Genomic DNA, 18,975 nt, shown 5'->3' with positions numbered 1-18,975 from the left:
CGCTGTCCCTGACCTGCCTGCCCAAGCTCACGAAGGGGCAAGAAGGCGTTGAATCGACGTTAGCAGGTAAGCAGGAGACGGCATATACGCCAAGTGCCGCCATTAACATTGTGAATCTTATTTGTGCCCTTCCTGCAATCAGGCCCATTGGGCATACACTGTCTGCAACCCATGAGCCAAGGACTCGCCATGCCCCATGACGCCTTCTGGCTGCCCGCCAGCGAGCATTGCAGCTTGTATGTCCATCAGTGGTTGCCGACAACACCGGTCAAGGCCGTGGTGCTGCTGGCCCACGGCATGGCCGAGCACGCCGGTCGCTACCAGCGCCTGGGGCATGCCCTGGCCGATGCAGGTTTCGCCCTGTTCGCCCCCGATCTACGCGGCCATGGCCGCACCGCGGAACTCGGCAATCTCGGCCTATTCGCCCGCCATCATGGCTGGAACACCGTGGTCAACGACCTTGGGTTGGTGGCCCAGCACATCGGCCAGCAGTTTCCCGGCACACCGCTGTTTCTGTTCGGCCACAGCATGGGCAGCTACATCGCCCAGGCCTACCTCATGCACCACAGCGCCAGCCTCCAGGGTGCCGTGCTCAGTGGCTCGAACTTCCAGCCGCCGCTGCTCTACCGCACCGCCGCGCTGATTGCACGCCTGGAGGCCTGGCGCCAGGGCTATCTGGGCAAGAGTGCACTGATCGAATGGCTGTCCTTTGGTTCGTTCAACAAAGCGTTCAAGCCCAACCGCACGGCCTTCGACTGGCTCAGCCGCGATGCCGAGGAGGTCGACAAGTACATCGCCGACCCCCTGTGCGGTTTTCGCTGTTGCAACCAGCTGTGGATCGACCTGCTCCAGGGCCTGGCGCAGATCAGCCAGCCGAAGAACCTCGCGCAGATTGACCCGAACCTGCCGATCCTAGTCCTGGGCGGCGAATGTGATCCGGTCAGCGACGGCAAGCGTCTGAAGCATCTGGCCGACGCCCTGCGCGCGACCGGCAACCGCCATGTGCAGCTGCGCCTGTACCCTGCAGCGCGACACGAAGTGCTCAACGAAACCAATCGCGACGAGGTCACCGCCGACATCCTCGGCTGGCTGGAGCAGGCGCTGGCCCTTGGCCGCCCTGCCCGCAGTGAATGATGTACACTTGCTCGTCCGCCCCTTAAGGAAGCCCAGATGTCCCAGGTCACCAACACGCCCTACGAAGCCCTCGAAGTCGGGCAGAAAGCCAGCTATGAAAAGTCCGTGGAAGAGCGCGACATCCAGCTGTTCGCTGCGATGTCCGGTGACCACAACCCGGTACACCTGGATGCCGAATTCGCCGCCAAGAGCATGTTCCGCGAGCGTATCGCCCATGGCATGTTCAGCGGTGCACTGATCAGTGCCGCGGTTGCCTGCACCCTGCCAGGCCCAGGCACCATCTACCTGGGTCAGCAGATGAGCTTCCAGAAGCCGGTCAAGATCGGCGACACCCTGACCGTGCGCCTGGAGATTCTCGAGAAGCTGCCCAAGTTCAAGGTGCGCATCGCAACGAATGTGTACAACCAGAACGACGAGTTGGTGGTCGAAGGCGTCGCCGAGATCCTGGCTCCGCGCAAACAGCAGACCGTCGAATTGGTCAGCCCACCGAACTTCGTTGCCAGCTGATCGAGCCCGTCGACAGTACGCCTTCACGGGTGAACCCGCTCCTACCAGGCCAGCGCTGCCCTGAAAACCGTGGGCGCGGGTTCACCTGCGAAAGATTCACTCGCGCCGCCTAGCGTTCCAGCTCCCGCAGACACCGCTCGATGTGCCGCCTCTCCGGCCCCTGCCGGGTAAGCGCCAGCGCCTGCTGCCAGGCTGTGCGGGCCTGCTCGTCCTGACCCAACTGACGGTGCAACTCCGCCCGGGCAGCATGGGCCAGATGATAGTCGCGCAACTCGCCACGCTGCAGAATCGCCTCGATCGCCACAAGCCCCGCCCTTGGCCCGTCACGCCTGGCCAATGCCGCCGCCCGGTTAAGCTCGACCACCGGTGACGGCCAGTGCCGTTGCAACACATCGTACAACCCTACGATTTCCTGCCAGTCGGTCTGCTCGGGACTGGAAGCCTCGGCATGCACCGCGGCAATGGCCGCCTGCACGCTATAGGCACCGAACTGCCGGCTGCGCAGTGCTTGTTGCACCAATTGGCAACCTTCGGCGATCTGGGCACGATCCCACAGGCTGCGGTCTTGTCGGTCCAGAACCACCAACTCCCCCGCCGCATCGCTGCGCGCTTGCAATCGCGAGGCCTGCAGCAGCATCAACGCCAACAGCCCAAGCACCTCGGCATCCGGCAACAACTGGGCAAGCAACCGTCCGAGCCGGATCGCTTCGTCACACAGCTCACGCTGTATCAGGTCATCACCCGTGGAGGCCGAATAACCTTCGTTGAAGACCAGGTAGACCACTCGCAGCACACTTTCCAGGCGCTCTGGCAGTTCGGCCAGCGCCGGTACTTGATAGGGAATGCGCGCATCGCGGATCTTGGCCTTGGCGCGCACGATGCGCTGGGCAATGGTCGCCGGGCTCTGCAGGAAGGCTCGGGCGATCTGCTCGGTGGTCAGGTCGCAGACTTCACGCAGGGTGAGCGGCACCTGGGCATCGGCTGAAAGCGCCGGGTGGCAACAGGTGAAGATCAGCCGCAGACGATCATCCACCAAGTCCTCCTCCTCGCCGGGACCCTGCCGTTGGTCCTCGAGCAACATGACCAGATCCGCCTGGGATCGGTCGAAGCGGGCGCGCCTGCGCAAGGCGTCGATGGCCTTGAAGCGGCCCGCAGACACCAGCCAGGCACGCGGGTTGTCTGGGATGCCATCGCGTTGCCAACGCTCGACCGCAATGAAAAAGGCGTCGTGCAGGGCCTCTTCGGCGAGATCGAAGTCGCCCAGCAGGCGGATCAGCGTCGCCAGGATACGCCGGGAGTCCTGCCGATAGACCGCCTCGACCTCCCGCCGCACCTGTTGAGCCTCGAGCATCAGTCCGGCATCCGCTGGGTCACCACCTCGACCAGCCGATCCAGGCTTTCACCCCAGCCCTGGTAAAAACCCATCTCCTCATGAGCACGGCAGTCGGCGGCGTTCCAGTGCAAGGCGCGTGCGGTGTAGCGGGTCTTGCCCTGTTCCTCGTCGAAGGTGATCACGGCCGTCATGAACGCTTTGTCCGAAGGTGCCCAGCCCGGCCCGAAGGCATCGGTAAACACCAACCGCCGCGGCGCGACAATCTCCAGGAACACCCCCTGGTTGGGATACTCGGCGCCATCGGGCGCTCGCATCAAGGTCCGGAACAGCCCGCCCACCCAGAGTTGCAACTCGCACTCGGGGGTGGTCATGCCATGGGGGCCCCACCACTGTGTCAGCCACTGTGGCTCGGTCCAGGCGCGAAACACCTTGGCCGCAGGAGCATCGATCAAGCGTGTGATGGACAACTCGTGTGGCGACTGTTGCGGGCCGGGCTGTGCAAGGCTCATGCTGGTCGTTCTCCGTCGTCAGGGTTGCAACTCACGTACAGGCCGTACCTCGACGCTACCGACTCGCGCCGCCGGAATGCCTTTGGCGATGTTCAGTGCCTCGTTCAGGTCGCGCGCATCGACCAGGTAGAAACCCGCCAATTGCTCCTTGGTCTCGGCAAACGGACCGTCGGTCAGGCTCATGCGCCCACCCCGCACACGCACTGTGGTGGCGGTCTGCACAGGTTTGAGCGCCTCGGCCGCAAGCATTCGCCCGGCCCCCTGCAACGACTCAGCGTAGGCCATGCATTCGGCATCTTCAGGGCTGTCGGGCAGGCTGTGCAGCAGCCCTTCGTCACAATAGACCAGGCACAGGTATTTCATGGTCGTCTCCAATGCTGCGCAAAGGTGCGTTTGCCGATGAGCGGCAGGGTCGTTAAGGCTTGAGGTTGAACAGGGCTTTCTGGGTTTGCATGTCGAACGGTGCCGACCAGTGCTCGTGAATGACCTGCCATTGCCCGCCACTACGACGATAGCCTACGGTGGCCCGCATGAAGCCGCATTGGCTCTCGTCGTCCGAAGGGCCGCAGCGATTGAGCCAATGGGCAAAGCCCAGGTCACCGTCGGCATGCACGGTCAGTTGCGCCAGTTCGAACACCATGGGCCCGGTGCAGAAGCTCATGCACATTTCCCAGTGCGCCCGGTAGGCGGCCTTACCCTTGAATTGCAATGCGTTGATGGCATCGAAGGCGACGATGTCGTCAGCGTACGGCGCGCAGATGGCGTCCAGGTCGCGGTCGCGCACGGCCTGCATCCAGCGGTCGATCAATTGGTTGAGTTGGGTTTCGGCGGTGTTCATCGGTGTTTCCTCCAATCGGTCATGAGCGGTTGGCGCCTCAAGTTTCGGCGCCTTCATGACTGGTCGAATGGTGATTGGGGAAATCGACAAGGCAGGCGAAAAAAAATCAAAGCAGCAAACACTGCGGCTTTTCAGCTTTGACGTGTAGGAGCGGGTTTACCCGCGAATACCAAAATCGTTGCTCACGGACAAATCACAGCCCCGGAAAATCACATGGCAGGGCTCGCAAGGATGAACTCACGGTACCCTGAAAGCACCACGTATCCGGCAAAGTAACAGAAGATCGCCGCCGAAAGCAGGTACGACCACGTCAGCAGACGATCCCCCAGCAAACGCCCGCCGTGACTGGCGATAGCACACAGGCCCAGGCACCACACCACCCCGGCCGCAAAGAAGCCGCCCAGGAACAGTCCGGCCTCCAGCGGCCCACCGGCACCGGAGCGGGAAATCAGCACCCCGCCCACTGCCGCGAACCAGAGGATGGCACTAGGCGAAGACATGGCCAGGAACATCCCCCGCAAGAATTCGCGCCAGGCCGGCTCCACCACTGCCTGTCCACTGGCCTCCAGATGCCCACCGCGCCAGGCCGCCAGCAACATCTTCAGCGCGAACCACACCAGCAGGGCCGAGCCGCCCAGCCACAACGTCCAGCGCACCGCTTCGAACTGCAGCAGCACGGTCATGCCCGCGAGCGCGGCAACGGCATAGATCAGATCACCCACGCACGTCCCCAGCCCCAGCCACACGCCTTGCATGAAACCGCGTTGCATGGCCAGGGTGATCATGGCGATGTTGGCGACACCGATGTCCAGGCACAGGGACAGGCTGAGGAGGAATCCATTCGAAAAGGGCATGGGAGACTCGGTCATGCAGGTTCAAGGGAAGGCGATTGTGCCTGAGCGCGTGATGCCCTGTTCAGATCTTTCGCGCATGAAACATCGCCTGAATACCCTCAAGCACCGAGCAGCACCCGCGCATAGCGCTCTCGATCGATGTTCGCCCCGCTCAGCACCACCGCCACACGCTTGCCGGCCTGACGCGCGCGCTCTTGCATCAACGCCGCCAGGGCCGCTGCGCCGGCACCTTCGGCGGTGTTGTGGGTGGCTTCGTGGTAAAGGCGCATGGCCTGGGCGACTTCATCGTCGGTGACGCGCACGATGCGTGCGGCGTGTTCATGAACCAGCGCGAAGGCATCAGGGTGCGGAACCCGGCAGGCCATGCCGTCGGCGAAGGTGTCGGCGGTCTCGGTAGTGACGATGCGTCCCTGCTCGAAGCTCTGGGCATAAGCATCGGCAGCACTGGAGACCACGCCGACGATCTGGGTCTTCAACCCCAGCAGGTTGCGCGCCTGGATCAGACCACAAATACCCGAACCCATGCCGATCGGCACGTAGACGCAATCCAGGTCTGCCACCGCATCGAACAGCTCCAGCGCATAGGTGGCCACGCCGCGCACCAGCTCCGGATGGAATGAAGGCACCATGGCGTAACCCAGCGACTCTGCAAGCCTGGCGGCTTCTTCGCGGGCCACATCGAAATCGACCCCGTGTTCCACCAATTCGGCGCCCAAGGCACGCATGGCGGCGTTCTTTTCTCGCGAGTTGCCTTCCGGCACTACGATCACCAGCGGCACCCCAGCCTGACGCGCCGCCAGCGCCATGCTCTGGCCATGGTTACCACGGGTGGCGGTGACCAGCCCTCGCGGTGGTTTGCCATTGGCCAACAGCGACCGCACATAGACCAGCCCGCCACGAACCTTGAAGGCACCGGTCGGCGCATGGTTTTCGTGCTTGACCCAGACCTTGCAACCCAAACGGTCGGCCAAAAGCGGCCAGGCATGCTGCGGTGTGGCGGGAACGTGCTGGTGGACGAAGTCGGCGGCTTCACGCAGGGCGGGCAGGTCGAACATGGACGATATTCCTTCATCAAAGGGAGATCGATCCTAAGCCCGACCCGACGCCGAGGTAAACCTTATCTGCCCACCGACAGTTTCAGCCCTGGCTGCAACCCTCGCCCATGGCGCGGTACTGGATGGTGTGTACCTGGCCCTGGTGGTCTTCGTAGGTCATGGTCGCAGGCACCACCTCGCAGACGTTGGGGATGGTCGACAGGCTGATCACCCGCTTGATGTCCAGGTTGGTGGAATAGTCGTACTGCTCGACTGCAGGTTGGTTGGTGGCGGTCTTGACCTCATCGGCGAAGGCGAGCGAGGACATACCGACCAGTGCGAGAATCAGTAAAGCTTTCATGAGAGGTTGGCCTTAAAAGCAATCAACTCGATTGACTTCATATGCCGTGAATGGCGCGGAGAAGTTGTCATCACTCCGAAGATGACACGAAGTACCGATCCCGTTTCGTACTGCCGGGGGATGTCTGAAAGTCTACTCCCCGCCTGGAATAGTTGAACCCCGAACTCGGACAATCACTCTTGCGAACCCTGCAACAATCTGCGAAAAAACGCCTCCACGAAAACCCTTGTCCACGCCCATGAATCCGCTCCATTGCAGCCCTCTGGGGCCCCTTGAACGTAAGCTACTCGATCATTTCTACCGCCAGCACGACTCTCGCATGCGCGCCGCGGGCGATGGCCAATGGTGGGTGGCACGGGCGGGAGGTATCGTCGCGGGCATGAGCCTGAGCCCCGTGGCCCAAGGGCACTGGCTCACAGGCCTGTTCGTTGCGCCAGCGTGGCGTGGCCAACAGGTCGCGTCCCAGTTGATCGAAGCGGCACTGCAGGTCACCTGCGGCCCGACCTGGTTGTTCTGCCATCCTGATTTGGAGGCCTTCTACCAGCGCCAGGCCTTCACCCTGACAGATACGCTGCCCGAGGCACTGGCCTCACGGCTGGCGCGCTACCAGCGCAGCAAGCGTCTGGTGGCAATGGTGCGAGATCAGTCGTCACGTGCATCGAGCCCAGGGAACAGCACCTCGGTATAGCCGAACTTGCTGAAGTCCTGAATGCGCGACGGGTACAGCCGGCCGATCAGATGGTCGCATTCATGCTGCACGACACGGGCGTGGAAACCGTCGGCGAAGCGGTTGATCGGATTGCCATCGGGGTCGATGCCCTCGTAACGGATGTGCTTGAAGCGCGGCACCACACCGCGCAGCCCCGGCACCGACAGACAGCCTTCCCAGCCGTCCTCGACCTCCGGGGACAAGGGCGTGATCACCGGGTTGAGCAGGATGGTCTGGGGTACGGGTTCGGCATCCGGATAACGCTCGCTGCGCTCGAAGCCGAAGATCACCAGTTGCAGGTCGACGCCGATCTGCGGTGCGGCCAGGCCCACGCCGCCCACATGGCGCATGGTCTGGAACATATCGTCGATCAGCGCCTGCAACTGCTCGCTGCCGATCAGGTCCGCCGGTACCGGTGGGGCGATGCGCAACAAGCGTTCGTCGCCCATCTTGAGGATGTCACGGATCATCGGGGGTTCGGCTCACTCGGCTGGGGCTCGACAGGATGTTCATGGCCGAGCACTGTCAATGTCTCCTTGGAGGTATGACCTGCGGCTTCCTTCTCACCAGGGTTCTTGCCTTCGGCCGACATGTGCTCGATCACCGCGTTCATCTCGGCACCGAGCAGCAGCACGGCGGCGGAAATGTAAAAGTACAGCAGCAGGACGATGATTGCCCCGATACTGCCGTACATGGCGTTGTAATCGGCGAAGGTCTTCACATAGTAACCGAATGCCAGCGAAGCAATGATCCACACGACCACCGCCAATACCGAGCCTGGGGTGATGAAGCGAAACTCCTGCTTCACATCGGGCATGACGTAGTAGATCAGCGCCACCGCCACCATCATCAGAATGATGATCGCCGGCCAGCGCAGGATGGTCCAGACCGTGACGATGACCTCCTGCATGCCCACCTGGGCGGCGATCCACTCCATCACCTGCGGCCCTAGCACCATCAGCGCCGCCGCCGCCAGGAGCATACCGGCGATGCCGATGGTGTAAACCACCGACAGCGGGATGCGCTTCCAGACCGGCCGCCCTTCGGGTACGTCGTAGGCGGCGTTCATCGCGCTCATCATCAGGCGCACGCCGGCCGAAGCCGTCCACAGGGCGATGACGATACCCACCGAGAGCAGCCCCCCCTTTGACTGCTGCAGCTGGTCGATCACCGGATTGACCTGCTCCAGGGCCTGGGGCGGCAGCACCAGCTCCGACTGCAGGCGCAGCCAGGAGAAGAAGTCCGGCAGGTGCAGGAAACCGATCAGGGCGATGAGGAACAACAGGAAGGGAAACAACGAAAACAGCATTTGGTAGGCGAGCGCGGACGCATAAGTGGACATCTCGTCATCGAGAAACTCGCGGACGGTGCGCACCAGCACGCGGTGCAGGGGCAAACCGCGCAGGTTGGGGAAAAACATAGCGTCTCCTTTCGCTGCAGGATCGTGTCAGGTGAAGGCCAGCCAATCGGGCAGGCACGTTTCAATGATGCAAGTCTAATAGACCACATCAGACACGTTGCAGCTCAACGCCAGGCCAACAAAAGAAAACAGCTACAAATGCCTGTAGACCGACCGGGGCTGAACCGTAAGCGCCTTGCTGCTGGACCGGGCCGCTGCTCCCAGGCTTGTTTGCCCGCAGCCGGCCCCGCACAATACCAGGCCTTATCTCGCGTCAACCCGCAGGAACCTGCATGAAACTCGACAAACCCACCGCCATCGCCCGCCGTAACCAAGCGCTGGAGCGGCCGGTGCTCAACCGCGACAACACCCTGCTCGCGATCCTGGACCGCAAACGCAACCTGTGGTGGTTCGATGTGCCGACGGCGCTACTGCGCAAAGGCCAGCCCGACTGGGTCAACCTGCTGCTGCACACCCCCGAGACCGATGAGCTGCAGCACCTGAAAGTGCCGACCAACTTCCTGCGCGCTCACCAGGAGCAGATGGAAGTCCGTCATCCGGGCAAGCGGCGCTCGACCATCAGCCTGGCCCTGAGCGCCGACCGTGACTCGCTGCTGCGCGACACCCGCCCCGGTGGCGAGCAGCTGGACTTCACGCCCTTCCTGCAGGGTTGATCAGGCCCGTTCGATGCGATCGTCAAGGATGACGATGCGGCCTTGCTTGTAGAGGGCGCCGATCGCTTTCTTGAAGTTGCCCTTGCTGACATTGAACAGTCGGCTGATCACTTCAGGGTCGCTCTTGTCGCACACCTCGAGCATCCCGCCCGCAGCCTCCAGGCGCGCCATGATCTGCTCGGGCAGGCTGTCGACCAGGACCTTGCCCACCGGCTGCAAGCTCAGGGCGATCTTGCCGTCGTGGCGCACTTCCTTGATGTAACCCTTCTCATGCATGCCCGAACGCAGGAACTTGAACACCTCGTTCTTGTGGATCAAGCCCCAGTGGCGGTTGTTGATGATCGCCTTGAAGCCCATGGGCGTCTGCCCGGCCACCAGCAGTTCCACCGGCTGGCCGGCCTGGTAGTCGGCCGGGGTGCGATCGAGGTAGCGGTCCAGGCGTGCGGTGGCGGTGATGCGACGGGTACGTTTGTCCAGGTAGACGTGCACCACGCAGTAGTCGCCGATCTTCAGCGGACGCGACTCTTCCGAATAGGGCATCAACAGGTCCTTGGACAGCCCCCAGTCGAGGAAGATGCCCGCGCCGTTGATGTCCTTGACCTTGAGACTGGCGAACTCACCGACCTGTACCTTGGGCTTTTCGGTGGTGGCGATCAGCTGGTCTTCGCTGTCGAGGTAGATGAACACATTGAGCCAGTCGTCGATCTCGGCGTCGACGTCCTTGGGGATGTAGCGCTTGGGCAGCAGGATCTCGCCATCCGCACCGCCATCCAGGTACAGGCCGAAGTCCGTGTATTTCACGATTTGCAAACTGTTGTAACGCCCAAGCAAAGCCATTTACGAAGATCCTCAAGACAAGGCGGCTATTCTACACCTGAACAGCCTTCGCCGCCTGGCCGTCCGTGCCCAGGAACCGACGGAGCTCCCTTGCGTCTACTGCCCGGCAAGCTCCAGCAAGGATTCGCCCATGCCAGTCACCCTACGCCCTGTGTTCATCATCGTCCTGTGCCTGACCCTGGCAGTGGCCGCCTGCAGCCGCATCGACCTGGCCTACCGCAACCTCGACGTGCTGGTGCCCTGGTCCCTGGATGACTACCTGAACATGAACCGCCAGCAGAAAACCTGGCTCGATGAGCGTCTCAAGCAGCACCTGGCCTGGCATTGCAAGACGCAACTGCCCGGCTACCTGGAGTGGCTCGACCAGATCCGCCAGATGGTCGTCACCGACCAAGTCACCGACCAGGCACTACTGCAGCGCACCACCGAAGCTCGCCAGGCCATCGGCCGGGTCGCCGAGGCGATCACCCCCTCCGCCACCCAGCTGTTGCGTGGCATGAGCGACGAGCAGGTCGCGCAGATGCGCCAAGCCTTTCTTGATGACATCCGCGAGCGCCAGGCCAACTATGTCGAGACGCCCCTGCCCAAGCAGATCAACGACCGCGCCAAACGCATGGAAAAGCGCCTCGAACCCTGGCTGGGCGAACTCAACGCGTCCCAACGCCTGCGCGTGCTGACCTGGTCCCAGGCCCTCGGCGACCAGAATCGTCAGTGGATCGCCAACCGCGCCCACTGGCAGCAGCAACTGGTGCTGGTCATGGCTCAGCGCGACACGCCCGCCTTCGAGCCCCGCATCGCGCAGTTGCTGCAACGCAAGGAGAGCCTATGGAGCCCGGAATACCGCATTGCCTTCCAGCATTCCGAACAACAGGCCCGCAGCCTGCTGGTGGACCTGATGAAGCAGAGCACCCCGGTACAACGGCAGTACCTCCAGGAACGGCTGAGCAAGGTGCGCAACGACTTCACCGAACTCAAGTGCATGAAGGGGTAGCACCTTTGCGCTGTCGCCAGCCTCCAGATCAGGCTGTAGCGCCTGGCGACAACCTGCGATGGGCTCTAAGCCAGCCTCAAACGCTCACCGCACCTTGCGCCGATACGGAAACACGTCGATGACCTTCCCGTCACGGATCGTCGCCTGCAGCCCCTTCCAGTAATCGGCGTCATACAGCTCGCCATGCAACCGGCTGAACAGCCGTCGCTGGCCGATGTCGGCGAACAGAAACGGCGGAAACTCCTCCGGAAACACATCGTGCGGCCCGATCGAATACCACGGTTCGCCGGACATCTCGTCCTCCGGATAACGCGGCGGCGGGATATGCCGGAAGTTCACCTCGGTCAGGAAGCTGATCTCGTCGTAGTCATAGAACACCACCCGACCATGACGGGTGACGCCGAAATTCTTGAGCAGCATGTCACCAGGAAAGATGTTCGCCGCCGCCAGTTGCTTGATCGCCAGGCCGTAGTCCTCCAGCGCTTCCAGCACTTGGGCTTCACTGGCCTGTTCCAGGTAAAGATTGAGCGGCGTCATGCGCCGTTCGGTCCAACAGTGACGGATCAGCACTGTGTCGCCCTCAAGCTTGACGGTCGAGGGTGCCACCTCCAGCAGCTCGGCCAGGCACTGCGCTTCGAACTTGGCCTTGGGGAAACGGAAATCGGCGAATTCCTGGGTATCGGCCATGCGCCCGACCCGATCGACGCTTTTGACCAGACGGTACTTGTCGATCACCGTGGCCCTGTCCACGGTCTTGGACGGCGAGAAGCGGTCCTTGATGATCTTGAACACAGTATTGAAGCCGGTCAGGGTGAACACGCTCATCACCATGCCGCGCACCCCAGGCGCCATGACGAAGCGATCCTCGGTACTGGCCAAGTGATTGATCAACGCACGGTAGAACTCGGACTTGCCGTGTTTGTAGAAGCCGATTGAGGTGTACAGCTCCGCGATGTGCTTGCCCGGCAGGATGCGCTTGAGGAAATTGACGAACTCCGCCGGCACCGGCACATCGACCATGAAATACGAGCGGGTGAAGGAGAAGATGATCGACACCTCGGCTTCGTCGGTGATCACCGCATCCGCCTCGATGCCATGGCCCTCGCGGTGCAGCAGCGGAATCACCAGCGGCCACTGCTCATCCGGCGTGTACAGCCGCCCCACCAGGTAGGCGCCCTTGTTGCGGTAGAGCACCGGTGAGAACAGCTCGACGGCCAGCGAGGGATCCTTGCAGACCCAATCGGGCAAGCATTCGCGCAGTTGCTGCTCAAGACGTGCTACGTCCCCGTCCAGGTCGCCATAAGGCACACTGAACGGGTAATCAGCAAAGATCGAGCGCAACAGGCTCCGGACGCTGCCGTCAGGCTGATAGATACGGGTCTGTGCAGCCCGCTCATGTCCGCGCATCGACGGCCGGGTGGTATGGATGAACATGCAGCCATCGCTGATCAGGTCGTGGCTGAACAGGCTGCAGAAGATCGAGTTGTACCAGGTCTCGGCCAACTCATCGTCAAGGCGCGGGTCGATCAGACGGATGTAGGCGTTCTTCACCAGTGGCCATTGCTCGACATCCAGCAGTACCGCCTCGGCAAAGCCATCGCGCAGCCAGCCATTGACCTGGGCGACCTTTTCTTCATAGAGATTGATGCGTGCCGCCGCAGCCTGCTGGATCTGCTGCCACAGCGCCTGTTCGAAGCGCTCGCGCGCGCCCAGGGTGATGCGCCGGAAATGTTCGCGGTAGTCGTCGAAACCATCGAGGATCATCCGGGCGATCTCGGCCGCCGGCCATGACTGGGACATGCAGGGGACTCCATGCGGGGGTTCAACACGCAAGCTTAGTTGCCCCTGCTTTCGTCGTGCCCTTTTCACAGGCAAACCCGTTCTTGCAGGACAATCGCCGCCCTGTGAGCGCGCACCCACGAAAGGCCACGGACAAATTCTCACAGCAAGAAAGGACAAGAACCGCGCTCAGTCGATGGCGTACACTCGCGCCCTTGCCGATTGCTGGAGACCGCTGTGAGCCCCATCGCCCTTGCCCGTCTGCTGACCCTTGCCGCTGTCTGGGGGGCGAGCTTCCTGTTCATGCGCATCATCGCGCCGGAACTCGGCACCGTGCCGACAGCGTTCTTTCGCGTCTCGATCGCGTGTTTGGGTCTGATCGCCATTCTCGCCGCGGCGCGGGTGCGCTGGGACTTCAACGGCAAGCTTGGCGCCTGTCTGGTATTGGGGATGATCAACTCCGGGATCCCGGCCACCTTCTATTCAGTGGCCGCGCAGGTGCTGCCAGCCGGCTACTCAGCCATTTTCAACGCCACCACGCCGCTGATGGGTGTGCTGATCGGCGTGCTTTGCTTCCGCGAGCCCATGACCCTGGCCAAGCTGTGCGGCATATTCCTGGGGCTGTTCGGCGTCGGCATCCTCAGCGGTGCGGGCCCGGTGGCGTTGGATCTAGCCTTGTTGCAAGGTGCCCTGGCCTGTCTGGCCGCGACCACCTGCTATGGCTTTGCCGGGTTCCTTGCGCGACGTTGGGTGAGCGATCTGGATAGTCGGTTGTCGGCCTTGGGCAGCATGCTCGGCGCGACCTTGCTGCTGACGCCGGTGTTCGCCTGGAGTGCCCTCACCCAGCCACCGGCCAGCTGGGGCGGTTGGCCGGTGTGGCTGTCATTGCTGGGCCTGGGCCTGCTGTGCACGGCGTTCGCCTACATCCTGTACTTCCGCCTGCTGGCCGAGATCGGACCGGTCAAGGCCAGTACCGTGACCTTCCTGATTCCGGTATTCGGCGTCCTGTGGGGCGCCTGGCTGCTGGACGAGCCGCTGTCGATGGCGCATCTCTATGGTGGAGTGCTGATCGGTGTGGCCTTGTGGCTGGTGCTGCGTCCGGCCAAAAAATAGGGCCATGGCCCTATCACGGGACAAGGCCCTGCGTCTTGGCAATGGCGTACACCCATTCGCGAAGAGGGCCGCAAAGCGGCCCTCGGTGCATCAGGCTTCAGCCGTACGCAACACCGGCTTGCGGAACACGAACAGCAGCCCGACGACGATCAACCCCATGCCCAGCAGGCTGAGCGGTGCCAGACGATTGCCGAAGATCAGATAATCCATCACGGCAGTCACCGCAGGCACCAGGTAGAACAGGCTTGTGACATTGACCAGGTTGCCACGGGCGATCAGGCGATACAGCAGCAAAGTCGCCAACAGCGAGACCACCAGCCCCATCCATGCCAGCGCACCGATGAAGCTTGCACTCCATTGCACCTGGAGCGGCTGAAATGGCGCGAACACTGCGCACAAGGCAAAGCCGGCTATGTACTGTAACGGCAAGGTACCCATGGGGTTGTCGGTGATGCGCTTTTGCAGGATCGAGCCCAACGTCATGCTGGCCAGCGCCAGCAGGGCGAACAGCATCCCAGCCAGGGATACCCCGCCCAGGTTGAGGCCTTGGTAGACCACCATCACCAGCCCCCCAAGCCCCAAGCCAAGCCCGAACAGCCGGCTCCAGGAACGCTGGCGCTCCATCAGCACAACGGTAAGGATCGGTTGAACACCCATGACCGTGGCCATGATGCCAGGGGTGACGTGGGTGTTGAGCGCAAGCAGATAGAAGATCTGGTAAGCGCCCAACAACACGCAACCGGTACCCAGGGCGCGCAGCACGGCACCACGACCACGCGGCCAGCGCAGCCCCAGCAGTGGGCTGACCATCAGCAGGCCGGCAAGCGCCAGGGCCGAGCGTAGCAGGAGGAAGGCAAAGGGGCTGGCCTGGGCAAGGCCAAGCTTGGAGACGATCGCCCCGCTGCTCCACAGCAGGACGAACAGGCTGGTCGTGGCCGCCGAGGCCACGGATGCTTTGGAAAAGACAGACATGTATTGCCACCTGTATAGGGCAAATGAGCCGAACGGCAGGCTGTCGCGTTAGCGAGGGAGGTAGCCGACCGTGTTCAGTAGGTTGCGAGTGTGATGGGAGGCGGCCAGAGGCCGATCAGCCCAGCACCACTGCGCAAGGAGGCGGAGCTACGCCGCCTACCACGCCACTGACAGGTGGTGGGTAATGACTGATCATGGCCGGCTGCTGACTGCCACGCACAACCACGCCCGCGACAGGCGCGAGGACGACAGCTGTGATGGAAGGGATGGCAGGCATGATCGGGTCTTCGGAGAAGAGAATGTTTCGGAATATAACGGCGAATCCCGGGCCGGGCAATAGCTGCATTCTGGATTGGCAGATCAGGCCCTTTCGCCGGTAAACCCGCTTCCGCACGTTCCAGGTTGAGCCGGTGGGAGTGAAAAACCCGCTCTCAAGGTTTGCGCTGAGCCTGTGAGAGCGGGTTTACCGGCGAATGCGATGACAGGTGATTCAGAACAGCCAACGGTACAGCAGATACGCCACCACCACCGCCAGCACTGGCCGCAGGATGCGGTAGGCCTTGGGATTTGCGCGCTTGAACTGCTTCACGCGGGTGCTGATCTTGTTGCTGAAGCGCTTGCTCCAGGCATAGGCCTGGTTGATCCCGCCCACGCGCTCGTCATCGGTGTTCTGCGGCGCAGTGGCGCGGCCCAGGAAGGCGCTGACCTTGCGGTTGATGCGGGTCATCAAAGGGCTGCTGAGCGGGCGCTCGATGTCACAGAACAGAATCACGCGGGTTACGTCGGTTTCGTTCTTCACCCAGTGCACATAGGTCTCGTCGAACATCACGTCCTCACCGTCGCGCCAGGCGTAGGGCTGGCCGTCGACGTAGATGCGGCAATTGTCAGAATTCGGAGTAGACAGGCCCAGGTGATAACGCAGGGAGCCGGCAAACGGATCGCGGTGCGGGTTCAGATGGCTGCCACCGGGCAGCAAGGCGAACATGGCGCCCTTGACATTGGGGATGCGGCTGACCAGTTCGACGGTCTTGGGGCAGAGCATTTCGGCCGAGGGCAGCGGCTTGTCGTACCACTTCAGGTAGAAGCGCTTCCAGCCCTTCTTGAAGAACGAGCCGAAGCCTGCGTCATTGTCCTTTTCCGCGGCACGAATGTAGCCCTCGTCGAACAGGCGCATGGCCTCTTCGCGGATCACTTCCCAGTTGTCCTTGAGCACATCGAGCTCGGGAAACCGCTGACGGTCCAGGTAAGGCTTGGACGGCACGCCGGAAAACAGGTACATCAGGCTGTTATAAGGTGCGAACAGCGCCGAATGATTGACGAACTGGCGCAGCACGGGAAGACGTGCCTTGCCGCGCAGGTGCACGAACAGCACACTGGAGAAGAACACCAGCAGGACACCTGCCTTGGCGGCGAAGGAAAAGGTCATGCAACACTCCTTGGAGAAGAAACCAGGCCGTGGCCTGCTCCATTCAAAATCATCCGGCCATCATAAACCCATCTGCCCCTGGTAAAAACCTCCAGGGACGCAGTGCAGTTTTCAGGATCTTGCAACAAAGAGTGCTGCCCGGCATTGCTCCGGATCAGCGGTGCATCAGAAAAGCGGGGCCGCCACACGGCCCCGGTATCGCCAGGACCGCGTGTTACTGCTGGTTTTCCTGTTCGGTGAACAAGTCACTGAACAGCATGCTCGACAGGTAACGCTCGCCCGAATCCGGCAGAATCACCACGAGCGTCTTGCCCTGCATCTCGGGCTTCTCGGCCAGGCGCACGGCGGCAGCCATCGCCGCGCCACAGGAAATACCGCAGAGAATGCCCTCTTCCTGCATCAGGCGCAGGGCCATGGCCTTGGCCTCGTCGTCGGTGACGGTCTCGACCTGGTCGACGATGGACAGGTCAAGGTTCTTCGGCACGAAACCTGCGCCGATGCCCTGGATCTTGTGCGGGCTTGGCTTGAGCTCTTCACCCGACAGAGTCTGGCTGATCAACGGCGAGGCCACCGGCTCCACCGCCACTGACAGGATCGACTTGCCCTGGGTGTGCTTGATGTAACGCGAAACCCCGGTAATGGTACCGCCGGTGCCGACGCCCGCCACCAGGACGTCTACCGCGCCATCGGTGTCGTTCCAGATTTCCGGACCGGTGGTCTTTTCGTGAATCGCCGGGTTGGCGGGGTTATCGAACTGGCCCGGCAGGAAGTAGTTGGCCGGGTCGGAGGCGACGATTTCGTTGGCTTTCTCGATCGCGCCCTTCATGCCCTTGGCCGGGTCGGTCAGCACCAGTTCGGCCCCCAGCGCCTTGAGCACCTTGCGCCGCTCCAGGCTCATGGATGCAGGCATCGTCAATACCAGCTTGTAGCCACGGGCAGCGGCGACGAAGGCCAGGCCAATGCCGGTGTTGCCCGAGGTGGGCTCGACGATGGTCATGCCCGGCTTGAGCTTGCCGCTGCTCTCGGCGTCCCAGACCATGCTCGCGCCGATCCGGCACTTGACCGAATAGCCTGGGTTGCGTCCTTCGATCTTGGCCAGGATGGTCACACCACGCGGAGCGATGCGGTTGATCTGCACCAACGGCGTATTGCCGATGGAGTGGGCGTTGTCTGCGTAGATGCGGCTCATGGCAGGAGTCCTTGAACTTTGTAGGAGCAGGGAAAGCTTCAAGGGTAAGCCTGCCCCGGGGGGCAGTAAAGCCCGTTCGAACTCCCCACAGGCCATAGCGGTCAACCGGACAACCTGCCCCGGAGAGCCCTCGATGAAAGCTCGCTATCGTTGGCCGCTGATAGGCCTGGCCAGCCTGGTCGCGCTGTTGCTGGCCCTGCACCTGGCCCTGCCCTACCTGGTCCGTGACTACCTCAACGACCGGCTCGCGGACATGGGCGACTACCGCGGGCACATCACCGACGTGGACTTGGCCTGGTGGCGCGGGGCCTACCAGATCAATGAGCTGAAGATCGTCAAGACCAGCGGCAAGGTACCGGTGCCGTTTCTCGATGCCCCGCTGATCGACCTCTCGGTGAGCTGGCGTTCGCTGTGGTACGACCATGCCGTGGTCGCCGAGGTCGTCTTCGTGCACCCAGAGCTCAATTTCGTCGACGGTGGCAACAAGCAGAACTCCCAGACCGGCCAGGGTACCGACTGGCGCCGGCAGCTAGAAAAACTGCTGCCCATCACCCTCAACGAGGTGCGCATCGAAAACGGCACCCTGACCTTTCGCAACTTCAATTCCAAACCGCCTGTCGATCTGAAGGCCACCCAGTTGGACGCGAGCATCCGCAACCTGACCAACGTACGCGACGAAAAAGGCCGCCGCGACGCCCATTTCGACGGCACAGCGCGGCTGCTGGGCGATGCCCGGGTGGAAAGCCGTGCCACTTTCGACCCGTTCAGCGATTTCGACGATTTCGAGTTTCGCCTGCGCGCGACCGGTATCCAGCTGCGCCGGCTCAATGATTTCGCCAGTGCTTACGGCAAGTTCGACTTCAATGCAGGCCATGGCGATCTGGTGATCGAAGCCCAGGCCGAGAAAGGCCGTCTGCACGGGTACATCAAGCCTCTGCTGCGGGATGTGGATGTGTTCAATTGGCAGCAGGACGTGGAAGACAAGGACAAAGGCTTCTTCCGTTCGATCTGGGAAGCGCTGGTCGGCGCCAGCGAAACGGTGCTCAAGAACCAGCCCAAGAACCAGTTCGCCACCCGCGTGGAGCTGAGCGGTAGCGTGCACCAGCGCAACATCAGCGCCTTCGAGGCGTTCCTGCAGATCCTGCGCAACGGCTTTATCCAGGCATTCAATGCACGCTACGAACAACCGCCGCCCGATTCCGACTGAAGCGGGGCGCGACGCACCATTCAGAGACTGAATGACCAGTCTGCGTTTTCTCTCGCCTGGGCCCGCGTTATAGTCGCTGGCAATGACAAACACGTATCGCCTCTTTCGC

The 18,975-nt window shown here is 62.3% G+C and carries 21 protein-coding genes; 7 read left to right on the top strand and 14 right to left on the bottom strand.

Annotation, left to right across the window (positions count from 1 at the left end; all coding sequences use genetic code 11):
* Nucleotides 1-189 precede the first annotated feature (189 nt).
* Together J5X93_RS06780 and J5X93_RS06775 are read left to right on the top strand one after the other, a co-directional pair.
* Nucleotides 190-1,134, top strand: coding sequence for an alpha/beta hydrolase (locus J5X93_RS06780; protein ID WP_070571450.1), 945 nt, complete (start codon nt 190-192; stop codon nt 1,132-1,134).
* A gap of 36 nt (nt 1,135-1,170) precedes the next feature.
* On the top strand, nt 1,171-1,641 hold the full coding sequence (locus J5X93_RS06775; protein WP_043209315.1) for a MaoC family dehydratase: 471 nt from the start codon (nt 1,171-1,173) through the stop codon (nt 1,639-1,641).
* Between the two features lie 109 nt (nt 1,642-1,750).
* Here J5X93_RS06775 and J5X93_RS06770 read toward each other — a convergent pair whose 3' ends face one another.
* From J5X93_RS06770 to J5X93_RS06740, 7 genes are all read right to left on the bottom strand, one after another.
* Nucleotides 1,751-2,992, bottom strand: a complete 1,242-nt coding sequence (locus J5X93_RS06770) for an RNA polymerase sigma factor (protein WP_102081357.1) — start codon at nt 2,990-2,992, stop codon at nt 1,751-1,753.
* A complete protein-coding gene (locus J5X93_RS06765) occupies nt 2,992-3,483 on the bottom strand; it encodes an SRPBCC family protein (RefSeq protein WP_090345367.1) in 492 nt (163 codons plus the stop codon). Before J5X93_RS06765 ends, J5X93_RS06770 begins: the two co-directional genes overlap by 1 nt.
* 18 nt (nt 3,484-3,501) lie before the next feature.
* On the bottom strand, nt 3,502-3,846 hold the full coding sequence (locus J5X93_RS06760; protein WP_043209307.1) for a YciI family protein: 345 nt from the start codon (nt 3,844-3,846) through the stop codon (nt 3,502-3,504).
* A 52-nt stretch (nt 3,847-3,898) separates the two neighbouring features.
* Nucleotides 3,899-4,321, bottom strand: coding sequence for a YybH family protein (locus tag J5X93_RS06755; protein ID WP_090345365.1), 423 nt, complete (start codon nt 4,319-4,321; stop codon nt 3,899-3,901).
* 209 nt (nt 4,322-4,530) lie between these two features.
* A complete protein-coding gene (locus tag J5X93_RS06750; protein WP_043209304.1) occupies nt 4,531-5,175 on the bottom strand; it encodes a LysE family translocator in 645 nt (214 codons plus the stop codon).
* A gap of 98 nt (nt 5,176-5,273) precedes the next feature.
* Nucleotides 5,274-6,230, bottom strand: coding sequence for a threonine dehydratase (locus tag J5X93_RS06745; RefSeq protein ID WP_043209302.1), 957 nt, complete (start codon nt 6,228-6,230; stop codon nt 5,274-5,276).
* Nucleotides 6,231-6,312: 82 nt separating this feature from the next.
* Nucleotides 6,313-6,570, bottom strand: a complete 258-nt coding sequence (locus J5X93_RS06740) for a DUF2790 domain-containing protein (protein ID WP_043209299.1) — start codon at nt 6,568-6,570, stop codon at nt 6,313-6,315.
* 238 nt (nt 6,571-6,808) lie between these two features.
* On the opposite strand from J5X93_RS06740, the gene J5X93_RS06735 reads away from it, so the two are divergent.
* Nucleotides 6,809-7,258, top strand: coding sequence for a GNAT family N-acetyltransferase (locus J5X93_RS06735; protein WP_090345359.1), 450 nt, complete (start codon nt 6,809-6,811; stop codon nt 7,256-7,258).
* Here the strand turns inward: J5X93_RS06735 and def are convergent.
* Together def and J5X93_RS06725 are read right to left on the bottom strand one after the other, a co-directional pair.
* Nucleotides 7,213-7,749: a peptide deformylase gene (gene def / locus J5X93_RS06730; protein WP_043209294.1), complete on the bottom strand. Its 537-nt coding sequence runs from the start codon at nt 7,747-7,749 to the stop codon at nt 7,213-7,215. The genes J5X93_RS06735 and def overlap by 46 nt on opposite strands.
* Nucleotides 7,746-8,699: a YihY/virulence factor BrkB family protein gene (locus J5X93_RS06725; protein WP_043209293.1), complete on the bottom strand. Its 954-nt coding sequence runs from the start codon at nt 8,697-8,699 to the stop codon at nt 7,746-7,748. Before J5X93_RS06725 ends, def begins: the two co-directional genes overlap by 4 nt.
* Nucleotides 8,700-8,971: 272 nt before the next feature.
* Here J5X93_RS06725 and J5X93_RS06720 point away from each other — a divergent pair, with 272 nt between their 5' ends.
* On the top strand, nt 8,972-9,352 hold the full coding sequence (locus J5X93_RS06720) for a hypothetical protein (RefSeq protein WP_043209291.1): 381 nt from the start codon (nt 8,972-8,974) through the stop codon (nt 9,350-9,352).
* Here the strand turns inward: J5X93_RS06720 and J5X93_RS06715 are convergent, their stop codons facing one another.
* Nucleotides 9,353-10,189, bottom strand: a complete 837-nt coding sequence (locus J5X93_RS06715) for a CvfB family protein (RefSeq protein ID WP_043209290.1) — start codon at nt 10,187-10,189, stop codon at nt 9,353-9,355.
* 130 nt (nt 10,190-10,319) lie between these two features.
* On the opposite strand from J5X93_RS06715, the gene J5X93_RS06710 reads away from it, so the two are divergent.
* Nucleotides 10,320-11,180, top strand: coding sequence for a DUF6279 family lipoprotein (locus J5X93_RS06710; RefSeq protein WP_090345357.1), 861 nt, complete (start codon nt 10,320-10,322; stop codon nt 11,178-11,180).
* An 84-nt stretch (nt 11,181-11,264) separates the two neighbouring features.
* Here J5X93_RS06710 and aceK read toward each other — a convergent pair whose 3' ends face one another.
* The gene (aceK, locus tag J5X93_RS06705; RefSeq protein ID WP_182941555.1) at nt 11,265-12,980 is read right to left on the bottom strand and encodes a bifunctional isocitrate dehydrogenase kinase/phosphatase; all 1,716 of its coding nucleotides are present in this window, start codon (nt 12,978-12,980) and stop codon (nt 11,265-11,267) included.
* Nucleotides 12,981-13,196: 216 nt separating this feature from the next.
* Here aceK and J5X93_RS06700 point away from each other — a divergent pair, with 216 nt between their 5' ends.
* Nucleotides 13,197-14,072 carry a DMT family transporter gene (locus tag J5X93_RS06700; protein WP_102081362.1) on the top strand — a complete coding sequence of 292 codons (876 nt, stop codon included), beginning with the start codon at nt 13,197-13,199 and terminating at the stop codon, nt 14,070-14,072.
* A gap of 90 nt (nt 14,073-14,162) precedes the next feature.
* Here the strand turns inward: J5X93_RS06700 and J5X93_RS06695 are convergent, their stop codons facing one another.
* The 3 genes from J5X93_RS06695 to cysK form a co-directional block, all read right to left on the bottom strand.
* Complete coding sequence (locus J5X93_RS06695; RefSeq protein WP_182941557.1) at nt 14,163-15,044, bottom strand: DMT family transporter; 882 nt, start codon at nt 15,042-15,044, stop codon at nt 14,163-14,165.
* A gap of 490 nt (nt 15,045-15,534) precedes the next feature.
* Nucleotides 15,535-16,470: an aspartyl/asparaginyl beta-hydroxylase domain-containing protein gene (locus tag J5X93_RS06690; protein ID WP_043209281.1), complete on the bottom strand. Its 936-nt coding sequence runs from the start codon at nt 16,468-16,470 to the stop codon at nt 15,535-15,537.
* A 214-nt stretch (nt 16,471-16,684) separates the two neighbouring features.
* On the bottom strand, nt 16,685-17,659 hold the full coding sequence (cysK, locus tag J5X93_RS06685; protein ID WP_090345350.1) for a cysteine synthase A: 975 nt from the start codon (nt 17,657-17,659) through the stop codon (nt 16,685-16,687).
* A 133-nt stretch (nt 17,660-17,792) separates the two neighbouring features.
* Between cysK and J5X93_RS06680 the strand changes: the two genes are divergently transcribed.
* Complete coding sequence (locus tag J5X93_RS06680) at nt 17,793-18,866, top strand: DUF748 domain-containing protein (protein WP_102081365.1); 1,074 nt, start codon at nt 17,793-17,795, stop codon at nt 18,864-18,866.
* The last annotated feature ends 109 nt before the right edge of the window (nt 18,867-18,975 follow it).

The organism is Pseudomonas sp. BYT-1 (genome assembly GCF_023611805.1).
Taxonomy (GTDB): domain Bacteria; phylum Pseudomonadota; class Gammaproteobacteria; order Pseudomonadales; family Pseudomonadaceae; genus Aquipseudomonas; species Aquipseudomonas guariconensis.
The sequence above is the reverse complement of the archived record's forward strand: the minus strand, read 5'-3'. Positions and strand labels throughout refer to the sequence as shown.

Excerpts from the sequence above, each read along its gene's own strand:
- J5X93_RS06780 (WP_070571450.1), top strand. The coding sequence starts at position 190 with ATGCCCCATGACGCCTTCTGGCTGCCCGCCAGCGAGCATTGCAGCTTG.
- J5X93_RS06710 (WP_090345357.1), top strand. The coding sequence starts at position 10,320 with ATGCCAGTCACCCTACGCCCTGTGTTCATCATCGTCCTGTGCCTGACC.
- J5X93_RS06690 (WP_043209281.1), bottom strand. The coding sequence starts at position 16,470 with ATGACCTTTTCCTTCGCCGCCAAGGCAGGTGTCCTGCTGGTGTTCTTC.
- def (WP_043209294.1), bottom strand. The coding sequence starts at position 7,749 with ATGATCCGTGACATCCTCAAGATGGGCGACGAACGCTTGTTGCGCATC.
- J5X93_RS06770 (WP_102081357.1), bottom strand. The coding sequence starts at position 2,992 with ATGCTCGAGGCTCAACAGGTGCGGCGGGAGGTCGAGGCGGTCTATCGG.
- J5X93_RS06755 (WP_090345365.1), bottom strand. The coding sequence starts at position 4,321 with ATGAACACCGCCGAAACCCAACTCAACCAATTGATCGACCGCTGGATG.
- J5X93_RS06735 (WP_090345359.1), top strand. The coding sequence starts at position 6,809 with ATGAATCCGCTCCATTGCAGCCCTCTGGGGCCCCTTGAACGTAAGCTA.
- J5X93_RS06745 (WP_043209302.1), bottom strand. The coding sequence starts at position 6,230 with ATGTTCGACCTGCCCGCCCTGCGTGAAGCCGCCGACTTCGTCCACCAG.
- J5X93_RS06765 (WP_090345367.1), bottom strand. The coding sequence starts at position 3,483 with ATGAGCCTTGCACAGCCCGGCCCGCAACAGTCGCCACACGAGTTGTCC.
- J5X93_RS06725 (WP_043209293.1), bottom strand. The coding sequence starts at position 8,699 with ATGTTTTTCCCCAACCTGCGCGGTTTGCCCCTGCACCGCGTGCTGGTG.
- J5X93_RS06775 (WP_043209315.1), top strand. The coding sequence starts at position 1,171 with ATGTCCCAGGTCACCAACACGCCCTACGAAGCCCTCGAAGTCGGGCAG.
- J5X93_RS06720 (WP_043209291.1), top strand. The coding sequence starts at position 8,972 with ATGAAACTCGACAAACCCACCGCCATCGCCCGCCGTAACCAAGCGCTG.
- J5X93_RS06760 (WP_043209307.1), bottom strand. The coding sequence starts at position 3,846 with ATGAAATACCTGTGCCTGGTCTATTGTGACGAAGGGCTGCTGCACAGC.
- J5X93_RS06680 (WP_102081365.1), top strand. The coding sequence starts at position 17,793 with ATGAAAGCTCGCTATCGTTGGCCGCTGATAGGCCTGGCCAGCCTGGTC.
- J5X93_RS06750 (WP_043209304.1), bottom strand. The coding sequence starts at position 5,175 with ATGCCCTTTTCGAATGGATTCCTCCTCAGCCTGTCCCTGTGCCTGGAC.
- J5X93_RS06695 (WP_182941557.1), bottom strand. The coding sequence starts at position 15,044 with ATGTCTGTCTTTTCCAAAGCATCCGTGGCCTCGGCGGCCACGACCAGC.
- cysK (WP_090345350.1), bottom strand. The coding sequence starts at position 17,659 with ATGAGCCGCATCTACGCAGACAACGCCCACTCCATCGGCAATACGCCG.
- aceK (WP_182941555.1), bottom strand. The coding sequence starts at position 12,980 with ATGTCCCAGTCATGGCCGGCGGCCGAGATCGCCCGGATGATCCTCGAT.
- J5X93_RS06740 (WP_043209299.1), bottom strand. The coding sequence starts at position 6,570 with ATGAAAGCTTTACTGATTCTCGCACTGGTCGGTATGTCCTCGCTCGCC.
- J5X93_RS06715 (WP_043209290.1), bottom strand. The coding sequence starts at position 10,189 with ATGGCTTTGCTTGGGCGTTACAACAGTTTGCAAATCGTGAAATACACG.